The organism is Staphylococcus sp. FSL W8-1207 (genome assembly GCF_038003745.1).
GTDB classification, from domain to species: Bacteria; Bacillota; Bacilli; order Staphylococcales; family Staphylococcaceae; genus Staphylococcus; species Staphylococcus equorum.
This window is the reverse complement of the sequence record NZ_JBBOPU010000001.1, coordinates 1,008,384-1,027,587: the sequence shown is the minus strand read 5'-3', so window position 1 is coordinate 1,027,587 and position 19,204 is coordinate 1,008,384. Positions and strand designations below refer to the sequence as shown.

Here is a 19,204-nt window from a genome sequence, read left to right as displayed (position 1 = left end):
CCTACTTTTTAAAATATGTTAGGAAATCTGTGAATGCATGTAGAAGTGTTGGCTTATCTATGTGTTTTACCACAGGATTGCCAATGCCATCCAATAATACCATTTGAATCCCTTGTTGATCATTTTTCTTATCTTTTAACATGAGTTGATATAAGGTTTCAAACTCAAATTCATTAATGATATCTAATGGGTAATTTAATGAGACTAAATAATTAAAATAATGAGATATATCAAAATCTCTATTTAAGACTTTATTAGCAACAATAAATTGATAAATAATGCCTATCATCACTGCATGGCCATGAGGAATTTTAAAGTTGTATTCAACTGCATGTCCAAATGTGTGACCTAAATTTAAAAATTTACGGACATTGGATTCCTTTTCATCTTTGACGATAATATTTAATTTCGTTTGGATTCCTTTAAATAAATAATATTCAATTTCATTTAACGAAGCGAGTGCTGGCTGATCAGAGTATTGTGTTTCAATATTTTGTACAGCTTCCATGTCACTCAATAAGGCATGTTTATAAACTTCTGCATACCCACTTAAAATTTCTCCATAGGGTAAAGTTGTTAGAAAGTTCAAATCATAAATAACGGCATTAGGTCTATAAAAGGCGCCTATTAAATTCTTACCATGTTTAGAATTAATACCTACCTTGCCTCCTACACTTGAATCATGTGCAAGAATAGTCGTTGGTACTTGAATAAAATCTACACCTCTTAATAAGGTTGCAGCAAGGAATCCTGTAAAATCGCCAGTAGCACCACCGCCAACTGCGATTAAACAAGTATCACGTGTTAATTGTTTACTGAGTAATACTTCAATCGTTTCTTCATAAAAGGCTAACGATTTTGTCGTTTCACCAGAAGGAATGATAAGTTTATGTGCGCCATATTCAGAACTGATAAAATCTATCTTTTCATTCCAATTATTATTTACCGTTTCATCAACTACCAACACAACATCTTTATAATCATTTATATATTGATGTAATTGATCTAATGCATGGTGTTCTACAATAATTGGATAGTTATTGGATGTATAAGTAGTTTCTAATTTCATATGCTCACCTAGTTACTTCATAAATTTTAAATTGCTACTTAGTATTCTATATTTAATAAACGACGCTCATCTATTTGTGATTTTAACTGTTCTATATGATTACTTTGAAATTCTTCAAGTAATGCTTTTGCAATTTCAAATGCTACAACATTCTCAACTACAACACTTGCTGCGGGTACAGCACAGCTGTCAGAACGCTCAATAGAAGCTTTAAATGATTCTTTTGTATTAATATCAACGGAGTTTAGTGGTTTGTAAAGTGTTGGGATTGGTTTCATTACACCATTAACCACGATAGGCATACCATTAGACATACCACCTTCGAATCCACCTAAATGATTTGAACCTCTGTAGTAACCATTTGTAGTATCATACAAGATTTCATCTTGAATTTCACTGCCTGGTTTTTCAGCTGCTTTGAATCCTTCACCAAAGCTTACCCCTTTAAATGCATTAATACTTACAACGCCTTGGGCAATTCTACCATCAAGTTTACGATCGTAATGTACATAACTGCCAATACCTACTGGTAAGCCTTCGACAATTGTTTGAACTACACCGCCTATTGTATCGCCTGCTTTTTTAGCTGAGTCAATTTTATCACGAATTTCTTGAGCTATCTCATCATTTACAACACGAACATCATTTTTATCAATATTAGCTTTAATCGTTTCAAGGTCATATTCGATATCATCTTTGATGCCACCAATTTCAACCACTCTACTATAAAAGTTAATATCTAATTGTTTTAATAAAATTTTAGAAACTGCACCTACTGCAACACGTGCAGCAGTTTCTCTTGCTGAAGAACGCTCTAACACGTTTCTTAAATCTCTATGATTGTATTTCATACCACCAATTAAATCAGCGTGGCCAGGGCGTGGTTTAGTAATTACACGTTTCATATTGTCTTGATCTTCTTCACTTATTGGATCAGCACCCATGATTTTCTTCCAATGTGTAAAGTCATCATTTGTAACAATCAATGTGATTGGACTACCTAAAGTATAGCCATTACGCACTCCTGAAACAATTTCAACTGCATCCTTTTCAATTTGCATACGACGACCTCTGCCGTATCCACCTTGTCGTTTAAACATTTCTTCATTAATATCTGCTACGTTGATTTCTAGATTTGCTGGTACACCTTCAATAATTACAGTTAACTGTGGTCCATGTGATTCACCAGAAGTTAAATATCTCATACTTTTCCCACTCCGTTCCTTTAGTACTTTAAATTATAATATTCTCTATATCTTATCACATTCAATTGTTCAAATTAACAGAAAAATTTACAAATATTGAATCTTATGAAAACTTCCATGTTTTAAGTGTAACATTTGAATATTTTTTATAGTAATAACTTTAGATTTTATATAGAAATATTAACATTTTCCAATATTATCTATTTAATAGGAGGAAAAGAAAGCAAAGGTTCAATTTGATTTCTTACTCTCCATCTACAACATTTTATACACTATACTAAGTATAGTGTATAAATAAATGTTAAACATAAAATAAAAAAGCTAACTGAATTTTTCAGTTAGCTTTTTTATTATAATAATTCATTTCATAAAGCCTATGATTTATTGAAGTTAACGTTATTCGTATAACCATGCTTCACGTGATCCAGTATAATCACTTAATTCTTCAGCTTTAAACCAAAGGTTAATTTCTTTTTTAGCTGATTCTACCGAGTCTGAACCATGAATAATGTTTCTACCTACAGTTAAACCTAAGTCTCCTCTAATAGTGCCTGGTGTAGCTTCAGATGGATTAGTTTTACCAATAATATGACGCGAAATATTTACTGCATCTTCACCTTCAACTACCATAGCGAAAACTGGTGCAGAAGTGATGAAGTCAATCAATTTGTTATAGAACGGTTTATCTGTGTGTTCTGCATAATGTTCTTCTGCAAGTGACTGTGGTACAGTCATAAATTTACCGCCTACAAGCTTTAGTCCTTTACGTTCAATACGAGAAATGATTTCTCCTACCAAATTGCGTTGTACCGCGTCTGGTTTGATCATTAGAAATGTTCTTTCCATAATGTGTGAATCCCCCTGTTTGTTATGTATCAATTGTACAGTAATAATGTACATGACTATGTATCAATAAAATATTATGTTTTGAGATACATTAATATATTAACAGGTAATTAAAGCGCTTTCAATGCTTTTCATGTAATTATAAATTTCTTTTCCCCACTTTTTTAATTAATTTCTTAAATAAAGGTTTAGCAGCTTCGCTTTCCAATTGATCAAGTAGGTTTAATGCTTTTTCTAAATATTTATCACTGATTACTTGTGATTCTTGTATAACATCAGATGATTGAATGCGCTGGATACAATAGTCAAACGTCTCTTGATCTGTATCTGGAGTAAGTTGTTGTATTTGTGCTTTAAACTCTGGGTGCTTTCTCATTTCTAATAATACAGGTAAAGTGATATGACCATTCATTAAATCACTACCAACTGGTTTCCCTAATTTTTTTTCTGTACTTGTAAAATCGAGGATATCATCAACAATTTGAAAACTCATGCCAATATAATGACCAATCATTTTTAAATTATGAACTGTTTTCAAATCAGCACCAGAAGCAATCGCACCTACTTCTGTAGATAATTGTATCAGTAATGCTGTTTTGCGATTAATTCTGCGCAAATAACTCGTGATTGTTTGATAACCATTAAATTGATCTTGAAATTGAAATAGCTCCCCCATACATACTTCAACGATGGCATTTGAAATCACCGAATGAATACGGTTATCTTCAATGCTAGAAATATGTTCAAGCGCTGATGCAAGTAAAAAGTTACCGGCAAGAATAGCAGTATTTTGATCCCACTTTTTAGCTATAGTCAAGCTTCCTCGACGTTTATCACTCTTATCTACGACATCATCGTGAACTAAAGTTGCCATATGAATTAATTCAAGCGCAACAGCTACACGATAAACATCCTCATTCATTTCTTTACCAAACTGGCTACTTAAAATTACAAAGGCAGGTCTAACGCGTTTACCACCTGAAGAAAACAAATGATAAGAAGCATCTTCTAGTACTTTATCATTGCTTATAAGAGATTGTTCTAATCGCTTTTCGATTTTCTTTATTTCACTATTCATGTTTAACTTTGACACGTTAATCACCTTTGGTTGATTCATTTTTATTTATAGCCAAGGTGCATCGCTGCAACGCCACCTGTAAAGCTACGTATTTTTATATTACTGAAACCTGCTTGAGTAAACAGACGTTTTAACTTTTCTTTATCTGGAAAATCAAAAGTAGATTGTTGTAACCATTCATACTCATCTTTGGATTTTGCAAAAATTTTACCGAAAATAGGCATTATAAATTTAAAATAGAGTTTATAACCTTGTTTGAATACTGGTGTTGTAGGTTGGCTAGTTTCTAAACAGACAACCATACCGCCTGGTTTAAGCACTCTGTATAATTCTTTAAGTGTAGCTAAATAGTCAGGTACATTACGTAAACCAAATCCAATGGTTACATAATCAAATTCATTGTCTTCAAATGGTAGATTCATTGCATCGCCATGTACAAGTTGTATATTATGCATATCTTGTGTTTTACCTTTGCCGACTTCGAGCATGTTTTCACTGAAATCTACACCAATGACTTCGCCTGTGGGGCCTACAGCCTTACTGAGTGAGATAGACCAATCAGCAGTACCACAACATACGTCTAAAGCTTTACTACCAGGTTTAACGTTCATTTCTTTCATAACCCGTTTTCTCCAAGTCTTATGTTGCTCAAAGCTAATAATATTATTTAGGCGATCGTATTTGCCAGAAATATTTTGAAAAACGTCATGTACTTGTTCTTTTTTTGCTTTATTATCTGCCATAGTTAATTACCTCTTTTTTGAATGTATTTCAGTCTTTATTTCACCTAAAAATGTAATTAATTCATCTTTAGAAAATTTACTTAAATAAGAAGGATGTTTTTTAGCTAAGTTCGCTAATAATTTATCATTGAGTGATTCAAGATTGGCATCAGGAGCAAAATGTTGAATTGTAATACGTGGAAATAGGTTTTCAACTTTTAATATATATTGACTGATGTTCTCTTTAGTAAGTGCACCGTGATGTATTGACGACTTCATTTCGTTCACTTCAACGATTGCTGCACTTATTTCTTTTTGATAAGTTGGAGCGTTTAACTTTGCTAATAATGTATAAAAATGTGCGCTCAATAAGTCACCAATTAAAATAGACTTTTTAGACGATAACGTTGTAGAAACTTCGTCTAAATGACGCATCGCAGTATCTATTGTGAGGCAAGCCAATCTAGCTTCTTCAGGAATATCATATGAATCGAGAATTTGCGCTAAGTTTTCATCAATAGCTATAGATTCATAATAATGTATACCTTTAAGTCTATATACAATTTGTTTTTCTAATATGCTTAATGTCGTTTCCATGTTCACACCTCACGTTATTATCCATATACATATTAACATTATATAGAGAAAAATAAAATCAACGATAGTTATAGTGGTAAATATTTATGTATGAAGTATTTGTATAAATACATTTTTAGAGTGATGAAGCGATTAATATTTTGACTTATGTATGTATAATTTAATTTATATTAAGCGCTGTGACAATTATAATATTTAATTTATTTCAACGTTATATCGAATGATATCATATTAAGTATAAATAAATGCAAATTGTTTAACGTTCTTAAATTAAAAGTGTATAAAAAAAGAAAAAGCCCCTTATAAAAGGGCTTTAGTTTTAGTAAAGAATTATTTAACTGCGTCTTTTAATGCTTTACCAGCTTTGAATGCTGGAACTTTGCTTGCAGGGATATCAATTTCTTTACCTGTTTGTGGGTTACGGCCTTTACGAGCAGCACGTTCGCGTACTTCGAAGTTACCGAATCCAATTAATTGTACTTTTTCACCTTTAGAAAGTGATGATTGAATTGATTCGAATACTGCATCTACAGCTAAACCAGCCTCTTTTTTAGTTAAATCAGCTTGCTCTGCAACAGCATTAATTAAATCTGTCTTGTTCATTATGAATTCACCTCCCCTAGGGTTTATAATGATACTTAATATCATTATGGTATGACTTTAACACAACGAATACTGCAACTGCAATGATTTATGCGCAGAAAACGTTGAAATAATAGGATTTTAACAACAAATTGCTATATATTTGTTAAAAAGTGTAATAATGCTTCATTATTCTGATTTTTTTCCACGGCCCATAAGATCTTTAACACTCTCATCTACAGGTCTGTTTTCAAATAATACACTGTAAAGTGCATTCGTTATTGGCATGTCAACATCTTGCGCTTTTGCTAAATGATAAACTGATTTTGTGGTGTACACACCTTCGACAACCATATCCATCTCATCTAACGCTGTGTCTAATGATTTTCCTTCACCCAATTTAAATCCTAAAGTGTAGTTTCTAGAATGCGTAGATGTACATGTAACGATTAAGTCACCAATGCCCCCTAAACCTAAGAAAGTAATAGGATCAGCACCTAGTTTTTCACCTAAACGGCTAATTTCAGCTAAACCTCTTGTCATGAGTGCTGCTTTAGCATTATCACCAAAGCCCATACCTGAAATCACACCGCTTGCTACAGCGATGATATTTTTTAAGGCGCCACCTAATTCAACGCCTACAAGATCATCATTTGTGTAAACACGTAAATAATCATTCATGAATAAGTCTTGTGTTAATTTACTTACTTCAGGTGACTTAGAAGATGCAGCAACTGTCGTTGGTTGTTTAATGACAACTTCTTCTGCATGACTTGGGCCTGATAATACACCGATACCTGCATTATGTTCTGCTGAAATAGAATCTTCTAGCATTTCAGAGACACGTTTATAAGTATCATTTTCTATTCCTTTTGCTACATGTATAAATGTTTTTGGAGTTGATAAAAGTGAATCAATTTCGCTTGCTACTGTTCTAATAGCTTTTGTAGGCAATGCCATTAAAAAAACTTCAGAAAAATTTATAGCAGCTTTAATATCTAATGTTGCTTTGATTGAATCATTAATCTTAGCTGTTTTTAAATATTTACTATTGATGTGTTGTTTATTAATTTCATTGATTGTTTGTTCATTTTTACCCCACATCAATACTTGGTGTCCATTTTCAGCTAAAACATTTGCTAAAGCTGTACCGAAACTTCCTGTACCAAAGACTGTTACTTTAGACATGAATATCTCCTCCGATAATTAATTTCTCTTTCTAGGTATAATATGCACAGGTGTACCTTCAAAACCGAATGCTGCTCTGATTTGATTTTCCAAATAACGTTTATAAGAAAAGTGCATTAATTCTACATCATTTACAAAAACGATAAAGGTTGGTGGTTCAATTGCTACCTGCGTAGTATAGAAAACGTTCAATCTACGACCTTTATCAGTCGGAGTTGGGTTCATAGAAATAGCGTCAGTGATTACTTCATTTAAAGTTGAACTCTTCACGCGTTTTTTATGGTTTTCGCTGGCTTGTGTAATATAAGGGAATAACGTTTTAAGTCTTTGACTTTCTTTTGCAGAAACAAATGCAACTTCAGCGTAATCTAAGAATTGGAATTCTTTACGAACCTCATCTTTGAATTTTTTCATAGTATTCGTTTCTTTATCAACTGTATCCCATTTATTTACTACGATTACAATAGCTTTACCTTCTTCATGAGCATATCCGGCCACGCGTTTATCTTGTTCTATAATGCCTTGATCAGCATCAATAACAACTAAAATAACGTTTGAGCGTTCGATGGCTTTTAGGGCACGTAATACAGAATATTTTTCCGTATTTTCATATACTTTACCTTTTTTACGCATACCCGCTGTATCAATTAAGACATAGTCTTGGTCGTCATAAGTATATTGAGTATCGACTGCATCACGTGTTGTTCCTGCTACGTTCGAAACGATAACACGTTCTTCACCTAGTATTGCATTGACTAAGCTAGATTTACCAACATTTGGACGTCCGATAATAGATAAGCGAATCGTATCGTCATCATATGGATCAGGTTCTTCTTCTTTAAAGTGTTTGACAACTTCATCTAAAAGATCACCTAGACCTAAACCATGCGAACCAGAAATTGGATAAGGGTCGCCAAAGCCAAGCGCATAGAAATCATAGATTTCATTTCTCATTTCTGGATTATCTACTTTATTAACTGCTAAAACAACAGGTTTTTTTGATTTATACAACATTTGAGCAACAACTTGATCACTTTGTGTTAAACCTTCACGTACGTTAACCATAAAAATAATGACATCAGATTCATCAATTGCAACTTCTGCTTGTGCTCTTATTTGTGTTTGGAATGGTGCGTCACCAATTTCAATACCACCTGTGTCGATGACGTTAAAATCATGTGTTAACCATTCGCCTGATGAATAAATTCTGTCTCGAGTCACACCGGGTGTATCTTCTACGATAGATACACGCTCACCTACGACTCTATTGAAAATTGTAGATTTGCCTACATTGGGCCTGCCTACAATTGCTACTATAGGTTTAGTCATAACTAACTTCCTCTCTTTTTTAATCTCTATAATTCTATCATAAGGGGAAAGCAAATCAAAAGAAATATTTAATCTGTACTAATATTATTAGGTTAGCTTTAAAAAAACTGTTTTTAGAGATTACATAAAAATAAATCTTGTCCTAAATAGATGTTAGGACAAGATTTAAAATTGGTGTTAAATTTATACGTTAAAACTTGAAGTCTTTTAATTTATCTCCGAAAACATCACCTAAAGTAGGGTTGTCATCATCGTCAGAACCACTTTCCAAGTATGATTTCGTAGTGGCACTATCACTTTCAACTACATTTTCCGCTTCTAATGTTGCTTTAATAGATAACGAAATACGTTCTTTTTCTACGTCGACACCTAGTACTTTGACACCTACGACTTCTCCAGGCTCTAATACTTCGCTTGGTGAACCGATGTGAGTATGTCTTATTTCAGAAATGTGTACTAAACCTTGAACGCCTGGTTTAATTTCAACAAAGGCACCGAAGTTAGTTAGTCTAACAACAGTTCCTTCGATGACATCACCTTCGTTAAACTCACCTTTTATTGATTCAAATGGACTTGGTAAAGTATCTTTAATTGATAATGAAATGCGCTCTGAATCTCTATCAACTGATTTTACTTTTACGTTAACTGTATCTCCAATAGATACTACGTCTTCTGGAGATTTAACGTGTTCATGAGATAATTCAGAAACGTGAACAAGTCCGTCTACGCCGCCGATATCTACAAAAGCGCCAAAGTTAGTTAAGCGTGCAACTTTACCTTCGATAACATCGCCTTCATTAAGTGAATTTAATAAATCGTCTTTTTTCTCTGCATTTTCTAATGCCTCTACAGCTTTACGACTAAGAATGACACGATTATTAGCAGGATCTAGTTCTTCCACTTTTAGTTTAAGAACTTGTCCTTCGAAATCAGAGAAATCTTCAATGAAGTCTGTTGAAATTAATGAAGCTGGAACAAACCCTCTTTGACCAACATCGACTACTAAACCACCTTTTACTACTTCAGTGACTTTAGCTTCAATCGTTTTATTGTTGTCTAATTGTTCTTGTAAAAATTCATATGATTTTTCTGTTTCAAGTTGACGTTTAGAAAGAATATAAGCACCTGTCTCATTTTCTTCGTCATACTCTACTTTTGTAACATATGCACCAATTTCATCACCAACTTTGACAGCATCACCTGGGTTGTCTATATGATGCGTAGAAAGTTGACTAATAGGGATAATACCATTAAATTTAGCACCGTTAATGTTTACAATTACTTGTTTTTCATCAATTTCTTGAATCTCACCAGTAACCGTATCCCCTTCTTTAATCTCTTTGATCATTGATTCGTTGAATTCTTCAGTCATCTTGTCTGCCTCCTTATTACACTACATAATTATAACATCTTATAAACTGACAGAATTGTCAAGAAATTCCCCTTTATTATAGGAATTCAAATTCTATTTGTTAAAAAGTTGTAAAATCAGGGTTTATAGCTAACTAAAGCTTTGAAATTTTTACCTAAAATTTACATTTATTTATATATATGCAGATCTAATTGATATAAAAATGTACCTTATTTATATACCCTACATTAGTTATTATATAACCTTTTTACACAATTTAAAAAGAAACGGCACTATAATACGCTGTATTTATAAAAAAACTATTATTTTATTTAATTTCAGTAACTAATGATAAAATTTCTTCAGTTACTTTTTCAATACTTTTACCAGTTGTATCTACCGTAATTGCATCATCCGCTTTTTTCAAAGGTGAAATTTCACGTGTCATGTCATAATTATCTCGATCCGCAATTTCTTGCTTTAATTGTTCTACATTAGAGTCGATGCCTCTTTGTTCATTATCTTTTTGTCTACGCATTGCACGTTCTTCAACAGAGGCAATCATATAAATTTTTAAATCTGCATCTGGCAATACAACTGTTCCGATATCTCTACCATCCATAACAATGCCCTTTTGAGCTGCTAATTCTTGTTGCTTCTTAACTGCAAAAGTACGCACAGCTTCTTTAGATGCTACAAAGGAAACATTGTTTGTTACATTATTTTCTCTTAAAAAATCAGTAACATCATAGTTATCTAAAATGACTCTCTGACCTTTTTCTTCATCATATGTTAATGATAATTCAGATGAATCTATCAATTGCGAGAAGTCTTCAGTCTTGTTTTGTTGTAAATATTTATAAGTTATAGCTCGATACATTGCGCCAGTATCTACATAAATCATAGATAATTGTGCAGCAACGCGTTTAGCTATTGTACTTTTCCCTGCTGCAGCAGGTCCATCAAGTGCGATATTAATTAATTTCATTTTAGTAAACCTTCCTTGTTGTTTTATGTATAATATTTTATCATAAATATGTAAGTTATAAATAGGAGGAATGCCCATATGAAAAAACTTCTTCTCATACATACTGGTGGGACGATTAGCATGTCACAAGATGAAACTAATAAAGTAGTAACAAATTCAGACAATCCAATATCCAACCATCAAGACATTATTAAACAATATGCTGATGTAACAGAAATTACGCCATTTAACGTTCCATCCCCACATATGAATATAAAGTATGTAGAAACATTAAAGCTTATTATTGAAGATGCTAATAGGGATGAAAATTATGATGGGTTTGTTATTACACATGGTACAGATACGTTAGAAGAAACGGCATACTTATTAGATCTTACTATAAATGTTTCAAAACCGATAACAATTACGGGTGCTATGCGTTCTTCAAATGAAATTGGCTCAGATGGTTTATATAATTTTATCTCAGCTATTAGAGTGGCTTCAAGTGATAATGCAGCAGATATGGGTGTTATGGTTGTATTTAACGATGAAATTCATACTGCACGAAATGTGACTAAAACGCATACCTCCAATACGAATACATTCCAGAGTCCTAATCATGGACCATTGGGCGTAGTGACAAAAAATAGTGTTCAATTCCACCATAAACCATACGAACATTTAGTTTTAAATGATATTAACCATGATTTAAACATTCCTTTAGTAAAGGCTTATATGGGTATGAATAATGATGTATTAAACTTTTATAGTGAGCATCAAGTTGATGGTATTATTATCGAAGGTCTAGGACAAGGCAACCTTCCACCTACTTGTTTGGAAGGCCTAGAAAAGTGTTTAGATAAAGAGATACCAGTTGTGCTTGTCTCACGCTCATTTAATGGTATTGTTGGCCCAATTTATGCCTATGAAGGTGGCGGTGCTACCTTAGCTGAAAAAGGCGTTGTTTTTTCAAATGGATTAAATGGACCGAAAGCAAGACTTAAACTTTTAGTAGGTTTAAGTAACCAATTAAACGCTAAGCAGTTAAAAAAATATTTCGAATCACAGTTATAATGATTTAAAAAAAGAAATGATGGTTTCTACTTTATTAAACGTAGGAACCATCATTTTTTAATTGATTTTGCAGAGCTGGGCATGAGACAAAAATGTCATTAGAAAAATTTAATTTCTGTCTTACGCTCTAGTTTGTTATATTATTATGATTCAAGTGGTGTTTGTTTTTTAGATAAAATACTTTGAGTGATAATACCGCCGTGGTATTTGCCGTTTTCTATAAATATTGTATTTGCATCATTGCCTGCCGCAATGACACCAGCGATATAGCAATTTTCGACATTTGTTTCATAAGTTTCTCTATTATAAACTGGTGCAGTACCAAACTCATTACTATTGATATCTATACCAATTGATTGTAGGAAATCATAGTCTGGATGATAACCAATCATAGCAAAGACATAATCATTAGGAATTTCAATTGTTTGATTTCCTTGCTCATAAAACACACTATCTTCTGTTATTTTAGTAACATTTGAATTAAATGCCATGTTAATTTTTTCATGACGTACTAAAGATTCAAAATTCGGTAGAATCCAAGGTTTAATTGCTTTTGGATAATCTTCTCCGCGATAAATAACTGTTACGTTTGCTCCAGCCTTTTCTAACTCTAGAGCAGCATCTACAGCTGAGTTTTTACCTCCGACAATTACAACATTTTGGTCAAAGTAAGGATGTGCTTCTTTAAAATAATGCATTACTTTTGGAAGCTCAGCTCCATCTACTTCAAGATGATTATGATGACCATAATAGCCAGTTGCTACAGTAAGGAATCTACATTGATAGACATCTTTAGTTGTTGTAATCGTAAAACGGTTATTAATTTTTTTCACTGTGAGGACCTCTTCGAAAGCGTTAACTCGCAATTGATGATGCTTAACCACTGCTCTGTAATATACTAAAGCTTGATTTCTGTGTGGTTTGCTTTCTTCAACAATAAATGGAATATCCCCAATACTTAATTTATCACTTGATGAAAAGAAAGTTTGATGCGTTGGATAATTATAGATTGCATCTACAACATTTCCTTTTTCAATAACTAAAGTATCAATACCTTTTTTCTTTTGTTCAATAGCAGCACTTAATCCGCAAGGACCGCCACCAATAATTATACTTTCAACTGTTTGCATAGTTTATTTGTCCTCCTTATACCACCAATATATTATACCAGTAGTTTAGAAAAAACCAAATGATAGAAATCGAATATTCTTGCACAAATTATATTGACGCTTTATTAATCTTAAAAACTAAATACAAAAACGACCAAACTCACTAATTTAAAGAGTTTGGTCGTTTAATAGGTTTTTACTTATAACATGATGAACTATTGTGGAATAACAAGGCGTTGTCCATTATGGATTTCATTTCCTTGTAGATTATTGGCTTGTCTGATTTTTTCAACGTTTTCTGGAGAACCACTACCATAATATTGAATAGCAATTCTATATAGATTTTGACCATTGACTACATGTGATTGTTGGCCAGAGTTACTATTTGCTTGTTCGCTATCTTGGTTGTTAGTTGCTTGTGATTGATCTGAAGATGAATTGCTTTGAGCGTTAGATTGATCACTTTGTTGATCTTGACCGCTCTGACTGTTTTGGTCGCTTTGACCTTGACTGTCTTGCGTACTATTTGTTGCATCTTGTGAACCGTTGCTAGCTGAATCAGAATTAGCATCACTGTTTGCTTGGTCAGCGTTTTCGCTATCAGAATTGGCAGAATCTGAACCACTATTGCTGTCTTCTGAGTTTGAAGATGAGTCATCTTTGTCTTCATCTTTATTGGCTTTATCATCTTCTGATTTTTTATCTTCATCTTTATCTTTTTCAGAATCAGACTTACTATCTTTATTATCAGCTACTTTTTTGTCATCGCTATTTTTGTCACCTTCGTCATCGCCAGTTAAAGCCATGCCACCGAAAATAGCAATTGCAGCTAATATTAATATCGCAGCCAATATTGGTAATAATTTACCTAATAAACCGCCTTTTTTCTTTTTCTTATTATCGTCGTCATTGTTATCACCATTATTACCATTGCCGCCATTACCATTACCGCCGTTGCCATTACCATTACCGCCGTTGCCATTGCCACCGCCAGCTTTAGAATGTGCCGCTGCGGCAGCACCTGTTCCGGCAGCAGCTGCTCCACCAGCTACAGCAGCGCCTTTTTTCTTAGAACCATTTTTTTCTTTGTTCTTTTCATCTTTATCTTGTGCTTCGTTTTCGCTGTGATTATCTTTATTGTCTTTGTTGCCTTTGTGCTTGCCAGCAGCATAAGCACCTGCACCAGTTGCAGCGGCACCTCCAGCTACAGCAGCACCTTTTTTCTTAGAGCCTTCTTTATCTTGATCTTTTTTATCTTGATCTTCTATATCTTGTTCATTTTTATTCTGCTCGGTTGCTTTATTGTTATTATCTTGGTTGTTATCTTGGTTATGTTCATCTTTATTATCGCTATGCTTTCCAGCAGCATAAGCACCTGCACCGGTTGCGGCAGCGGCACCTCCAGCTACAGCAGCACCCTTTTTCTTAGAACTATTGTTATCATTTTCTGAATGCGAAGCATCATCTGATTTGTCTGCTCGTTCGTTATCAGAGTTGTTGATATTTTGTTCATTATCATTTAAGTCATTTTCTGCTGAATCTTTATTATCATTGTGCTTTCCAGCAGCATAAGCACCTGCACCAGTTGCAGCAGCGCCACCAGCTACAGCAGCACCTTTTTTATTAGATTCATTATCTTTTTGTGATTCAACGTTTTCGTTGGAATCATTTTGGTTTCCTTTGTTATTTTGATTGTTCGTAGATTCGGGGTTTAAATCATTATTCTTCGAAGGATCTTTTGTTGAGTTATTATTATCATAATCTGCTTCTGATGCGTTATTATCTTGTAGTGATTGATCATCGCCTTGAACTTCACCTTTATCTTGTTCAGGCTGATTATTTGGATTCTGATTTGTTGCTGTGTCACGTCTGCGCTGTCTTCTTTGAGCGTTTCTAGGAGGGAATTGTTCGTCTGTCTTATCAGAAACTTCCTCTTTTACGTTGTCAACTGAACCGTTAACGGAATCCTTTGCATTGTCTTGATGTTCTTTTGGATCAATGGATTGACGATTTTTTTCAAAATCATCTTTAAAATTGTTGTTAGACAAATTCATCATCCTTCCTTGTTTTAATTTAAGTATATACTGTTATACCCTAAAAATAAGTAAATATGTATAACTTTTTATGCAAAAAATTACTATTAAGCTAGTATATATGTAGTATTATAGCTTGTTTGAAAAAGTGAAGTAAAGTATTTGTCTATTATTTAAACAAATTTTGTATTTTTTCATTAAAATCCATTTTTCTTTTTACTTTTTTTCTATTAATTAAATTAATTACATTTAAATCAGAATCATTATCACAGCATTGATCAGGTCTTTTACTTAACGTTTCACCAAAGAATTCCATCATATAAGTGCGTCGGCATTGGTCTAGGTTTTTGTATCCTAGCATACGTATATAACCTTGGCGTTTTCGCTGATAGGTCCTGTCGAATATCGTACGTAACTCAGCAAATGAGTAATAGCTATTTAAAATTTCTAATATTTCAAATTTGTCCGGAGTTACAAAGGCACCTGTTTCAAAAGCATCTATGTCATTAGTGGTCATCATATCCGTAAATAATAGTGTTTCTAGTAAAAAACTATCATCAGGTTGAAATAAACTAATTGCTTGACTGTCTGCCCCATCACGACCAGCGCGACCAATTTCTTGCATATAGTTTGATGGACTTGTCGATAGGTGGTAATGAAAAATAGAACGTATATCTTTTTTATTAATGCCCATACCAAATGCACTGGTTGCCACGATGATAGGTATTTCATTATTTAAAAATTGATGCTGAACTGTGTGCCGTTCTTGATAAGATAAATCTCCATGATATATTCCTGTTAAAAAACCATAATTATATATTTCTTTTGCTAAAGTTAGACACACTTTTTTAGAAGAAACGTAAATAATTGTAGGTCCTGAATTTTCTAATGCTGGTAGTAACCATTTTAATTTAGCTTCATCATCTTTGAAATTTTTATGTGCTAAAGAAATATTGTCTCTGTTCATACTCGTTTTAATAACATGAAAAGACTTTTTTAACATATTGTTTAAATCATAAGTTAAATAATTCGGTGCAGTTGCTGTAAGCGCAAGCACGGTTGCTGTCGGAAAACGGGAGATAATTTTACCTATAAGTGCATAGTGAGGTCTGAAATCATATCCCCATTCAGATAAGCAATGTGCTTCATCTAATACGACCATGCCGATATCCAAATTTTTAATGAGTTTAAAATTTTGTGGTTGGAGTATAAATTCTGGACTTAAATAGATAAAACGACTTTTTGTTAGTGCTTCAATGTTTCTTTTTCTCTCGTTTTCATCCATACCTGAATGAATACAACAAACATGATGTTCACCGTGTAATTTGAGTTGCATGACTTGATCATCCATCAAAGAAATGAGGGGTGAAATGATGAGTGTCGGTTGTTGACGTATGTAGGTTGGTAATTGATAACAAAGACTTTTACCACTTCCTGTAGGTAAAATACCTAATGTATCTTCATTGTTCAATACACTTTCTATAATCTCTTGTTGACCAGGTTTAAAATCCTCAAATCCGAACCACTTTTTCAGCTCATGTTGCAACATTGATTTCACCTCTCTCAATTCCAACGATAATCAATTTCAATTCAAAATAGCTGAGGTCCGGAAATATTTCTTTATAATTGCGTAGCCTCTCACTACGATGTGAAATGTAGTAAGTCATGAAATCAGTATAAGTTGAATGTGTTAAATAATCTTCATAATTCGATATGTAGCCTTTTATAAATAGTTCTAAAATATGATCATCTATCGTATTAGGTTTAACATTTTGTTGTGCAGCCAGTTGTTCGAAGTTTAATCCATTTTGTAAACCTAAGTAAGTTTGCTCTGTTTTATTTAATAATGATGGTAGCACAATGAGTTTGTTTAACAGTGGATAGTTAGACTCGTGCTCAATCTCGTACATTAAAGTGACCAAATCTGTAAATTCTAATTCAAATAAGTGTTCTTGTGGTATGTCTTCTATTAAACTGATTTGTTGTCGTGTATACATACTTTCTTCAAAACCTTGTAGGTAATAGTGAATATATATTGTATTATTTTTATTCAGTATAGATTGGAATAATGTTGTAAGTTCTGCAACGAATTGTTCTTGTAATTGATTGCTTATAATTTCTTTATATACAAATTTAACTTGTTGGTGTACAGTACTATGTTGAGTAATAGGTACGAATTGATAGACCTTATGTTGTGTGTTAGATAGGGTCTGAGTTAACAATTGTATGGCTTTAAATGTATTGGTTAAACTATCAAACGTATGTCTCGGATGATTAACGATATTTTGATAGCTATTATGTTGATCATTAAATTGATTGAGGTATCGCTCGAACGACTGATATTTCAAGTTAGGCATGCTGTGATATAATGATAAGAGTTGTTGACTACAGGCATCAAAAAAAGTTTGATGTGACTTTTTCCCTGTGATAATATTAAATATACTTTTTTCAGTTTTGTAATTGTGTGCATGTGTTTGTGCAAATTGGATTATATTATACATGTTTACTCCCTCATTTTATAAAACGAAAACATTTGAAAAAACTTAGTACAGTGACTACAATAATAATTGTGCTATTAGTGTAGCATTTTTGTCAAAGGAGGCGAAGAAATTGGCTAAATATACAATTGTTGATATGGATACATGCATTGCATGTGGTGCTTGTGGTGCCGCTGCCCCTGATATATATGACTATGATGATGAAGGTATTGCCTATGTGATACTAGATGACAACAAAGGTACAGCAGAGGTGCCGGAAGAATTATATGAGGATATGGAAGATGCGTTAGATGGTTGTCCTACTGATTCAATTAAAATTGAAGAAGAATCATTTGATGGAGATGCATTAAAGTTTGAATAAAAGCAAGGTTAGTTCCATAAAAGTAAGTATTGCCGTTTATACTTAATTATATATAATAAGCATTTGCCTGAAAACAGTGATTACTATCTATAATTACTAATGGCTATGTTTAAGGTTAGCGTGTTCTCATTATGTGGAACATGCTAATTTTTATGTCTAAGATGGTTCTGAATTATTAATAGTTAATTTAAAATATAAAAACAGGGTGATTTCTGTATTACTTCAATAGAAATCACCCTGTTTTTATTTATCTGAGTATTAATCTCCAGATATTTTTAAATTTATTTTGGTAATACATTTTTTAAACGTTTAAATAAAACAATGAACACTATAGAAATAATAGCGCCTTTAATAATGTTGAATGGAATAACGCCAGATACAATAACAATCTTAACGTTTTCAACAACATCAGATAAATTCATAATCATGCCATATAAAGGTAACAACACAAAGTAATTTAAGATACTTAAAATAATTGTCATCACAATAGTTGCTACAGTAAAACCTATAATTTGTGATTTAAGGTTATATTTGTTTTTAGTGACATAATAAGCTGTCAGTAAAAAACTGGATGCTGCTAAAAAGTTAGCAACTGGACCAACTGGATCTCCAAGATTGAATAAAAAGTTCAATAAATTTTTTATAAATTCCACAATAATACCAGCGAGCGGTCCGAGTGTGAATGTAGCTAATAATGCGGGTACATCACTAAAGTCTAAAGTTAAATAAGGCGGTAAAAATGGTATTGGAAATTTTATAAACATCAATATAAAAGAAACCGCACTTAACATACTTATCGTAATAAGTCGTTTTGTTTGTTGTTGCATATTAAATTATCTCCTTCCATTCATCTTTTATCGAATAGGAGGATTTAATAGCACAACAAACAACCCTCCATCTTCTCCCATCCAGACTTTACTGTCGGCTCTAGATTTTCACTAGATCAGCCATTTATTTAAATGAAAATAAATGGGTCGCAGGCTTTAATTACTGCCGGTTGGGAATTGCACCCTACCCCGAAGATGAATATCTTAAATTTTTATAAATATATCATAGCTTATTACTCAGATAAAAACAATACTATTGCTCTAAATATGTTAAAAAGGAGTGAAAGCGACTGAATTATAGGAAATATACACTCTTTAGTAAGTTTGTAAGCATAATTGATAATAAAGACCGACGAAATAACAATAAT

18 protein-coding genes and 1 riboswitch are annotated in these 19,204 nt (G+C 32.9%); of the genes, 2 read left to right on the top strand and 16 right to left on the bottom strand.

Annotation, left to right across the window (positions count from 1 at the left end; translation table 11 throughout):
- Window position 1: 1 nt before the first annotated feature.
- The 11 genes from aroB to cmk form a co-directional block, all read right to left on the bottom strand.
- Entirely contained in the window at window positions 2–1,069 is a 1,068-nt protein-coding gene (gene aroB, locus NSR03_RS05195) for a 3-dehydroquinate synthase (protein ID WP_002507571.1), read from the bottom strand.
- A 38-nt stretch (window positions 1,070–1,107) separates the two neighbouring features.
- Window positions 1,108–2,274: a chorismate synthase gene (gene aroC, locus NSR03_RS05190; protein ID WP_021339212.1), complete on the bottom strand. Its 1,167-nt coding sequence runs from the start codon at window positions 2,272–2,274 to the stop codon at window positions 1,108–1,110.
- A 396-nt stretch (window positions 2,275–2,670) separates the two neighbouring features.
- Window positions 2,671–3,120 (bottom strand): nucleoside-diphosphate kinase, encoded by a 450-nt coding sequence (gene ndk, locus NSR03_RS05185; protein ID WP_002507569.1) that lies wholly within the window; start codon window positions 3,118–3,120, stop codon window positions 2,671–2,673.
- A 139-nt stretch (window positions 3,121–3,259) separates the two neighbouring features.
- Window positions 3,260–4,213 (bottom strand): polyprenyl synthetase family protein, encoded by a 954-nt coding sequence (locus NSR03_RS05180; protein WP_169926928.1) that lies wholly within the window; start codon window positions 4,211–4,213, stop codon window positions 3,260–3,262.
- 26 nt (window positions 4,214–4,239) lie between these two features.
- Window positions 4,240–4,941 carry a demethylmenaquinone methyltransferase gene (locus NSR03_RS05175; protein ID WP_002507567.1) on the bottom strand — a complete coding sequence of 234 codons (702 nt, stop codon included), beginning with the start codon at window positions 4,939–4,941 and terminating at the stop codon, window positions 4,240–4,242.
- Window positions 4,942–4,947: 6 nt separating this feature from the next.
- Entirely contained in the window at window positions 4,948–5,517 is a 570-nt protein-coding gene (locus NSR03_RS05170) for a hypothetical protein (protein WP_021339215.1), read from the bottom strand.
- A gap of 330 nt (window positions 5,518–5,847) precedes the next feature.
- Entirely contained in the window at window positions 5,848–6,120 is a 273-nt protein-coding gene (locus tag NSR03_RS05165; RefSeq protein ID WP_002483248.1) for an HU family DNA-binding protein, read from the bottom strand.
- Window positions 6,121–6,288: 168 nt separating this feature from the next.
- On the bottom strand, window positions 6,289–7,287 hold the full coding sequence (locus NSR03_RS05160) for an NAD(P)H-dependent glycerol-3-phosphate dehydrogenase (RefSeq protein WP_021339216.1): 999 nt from the start codon (window positions 7,285–7,287) through the stop codon (window positions 6,289–6,291).
- Between the two features lie 18 nt (window positions 7,288–7,305).
- Window positions 7,306–8,616: a ribosome biogenesis GTPase Der gene (gene der / locus NSR03_RS05155; RefSeq protein WP_021339217.1), complete on the bottom strand. Its 1,311-nt coding sequence runs from the start codon at window positions 8,614–8,616 to the stop codon at window positions 7,306–7,308.
- 190 nt (window positions 8,617–8,806) lie between these two features.
- Window positions 8,807–9,988, bottom strand: a complete 1,182-nt coding sequence (gene rpsA, locus NSR03_RS05150; RefSeq protein WP_002512432.1) for a 30S ribosomal protein S1 — start codon at window positions 9,986–9,988, stop codon at window positions 8,807–8,809.
- A gap of 307 nt (window positions 9,989–10,295) precedes the next feature.
- Entirely contained in the window at window positions 10,296–10,955 is a 660-nt protein-coding gene (gene cmk / locus NSR03_RS05145; protein WP_031265979.1) for a (d)CMP kinase, read from the bottom strand.
- A gap of 78 nt (window positions 10,956–11,033) precedes the next feature.
- Here cmk and NSR03_RS05140 point away from each other — a divergent pair, with 78 nt between their 5' ends.
- A complete protein-coding gene (locus NSR03_RS05140; protein WP_021339219.1) occupies window positions 11,034–12,008 on the top strand; it encodes an asparaginase in 975 nt (324 codons plus the stop codon).
- 143 nt (window positions 12,009–12,151) lie between these two features.
- Here NSR03_RS05140 and ypdA read toward each other — a convergent pair whose 3' ends face one another.
- The 4 genes from ypdA to NSR03_RS05120 form a co-directional block, all read right to left on the bottom strand.
- Window positions 12,152–13,138: a bacillithiol disulfide reductase YpdA gene (gene ypdA / locus NSR03_RS05135; RefSeq protein WP_002507560.1), complete on the bottom strand. Its 987-nt coding sequence runs from the start codon at window positions 13,136–13,138 to the stop codon at window positions 12,152–12,154.
- A gap of 194 nt (window positions 13,139–13,332) precedes the next feature.
- Entirely contained in the window at window positions 13,333–15,171 is a 1,839-nt protein-coding gene (gene ebpS, locus NSR03_RS05130) for an elastin-binding protein EbpS (RefSeq protein WP_069820851.1), read from the bottom strand.
- A gap of 148 nt (window positions 15,172–15,319) precedes the next feature.
- Complete coding sequence (locus NSR03_RS05125) at window positions 15,320–16,699, bottom strand: RecQ family ATP-dependent DNA helicase (RefSeq protein WP_002507558.1); 1,380 nt, start codon at window positions 16,697–16,699, stop codon at window positions 15,320–15,322.
- Window positions 16,686–17,651 (bottom strand): helix-turn-helix domain-containing protein, encoded by a 966-nt coding sequence (locus NSR03_RS05120; RefSeq protein WP_021339221.1) that lies wholly within the window; start codon window positions 17,649–17,651, stop codon window positions 16,686–16,688. Before NSR03_RS05120 ends, NSR03_RS05125 begins: the two co-directional genes overlap by 14 nt.
- Before the next feature lie 109 nt (window positions 17,652–17,760).
- On the opposite strand from NSR03_RS05120, the gene NSR03_RS05115 reads away from it, so the two are divergent.
- Complete coding sequence (locus tag NSR03_RS05115) at window positions 17,761–18,009, top strand: ferredoxin (protein WP_002507556.1); 249 nt, start codon at window positions 17,761–17,763, stop codon at window positions 18,007–18,009.
- A 281-nt stretch (window positions 18,010–18,290) separates the two neighbouring features.
- Here NSR03_RS05115 and NSR03_RS05110 read toward each other — a convergent pair whose 3' ends face one another.
- Entirely contained in the window at window positions 18,291–18,836 is a 546-nt protein-coding gene (locus NSR03_RS05110; protein WP_002507555.1) for an ECF transporter S component, read from the bottom strand.
- A 65-nt stretch (window positions 18,837–18,901) separates the two neighbouring features.
- Window positions 18,902–19,037: riboswitch (FMN riboswitch) on the bottom strand.
- Window positions 19,038–19,204: the final 167 nt, after the last annotated feature.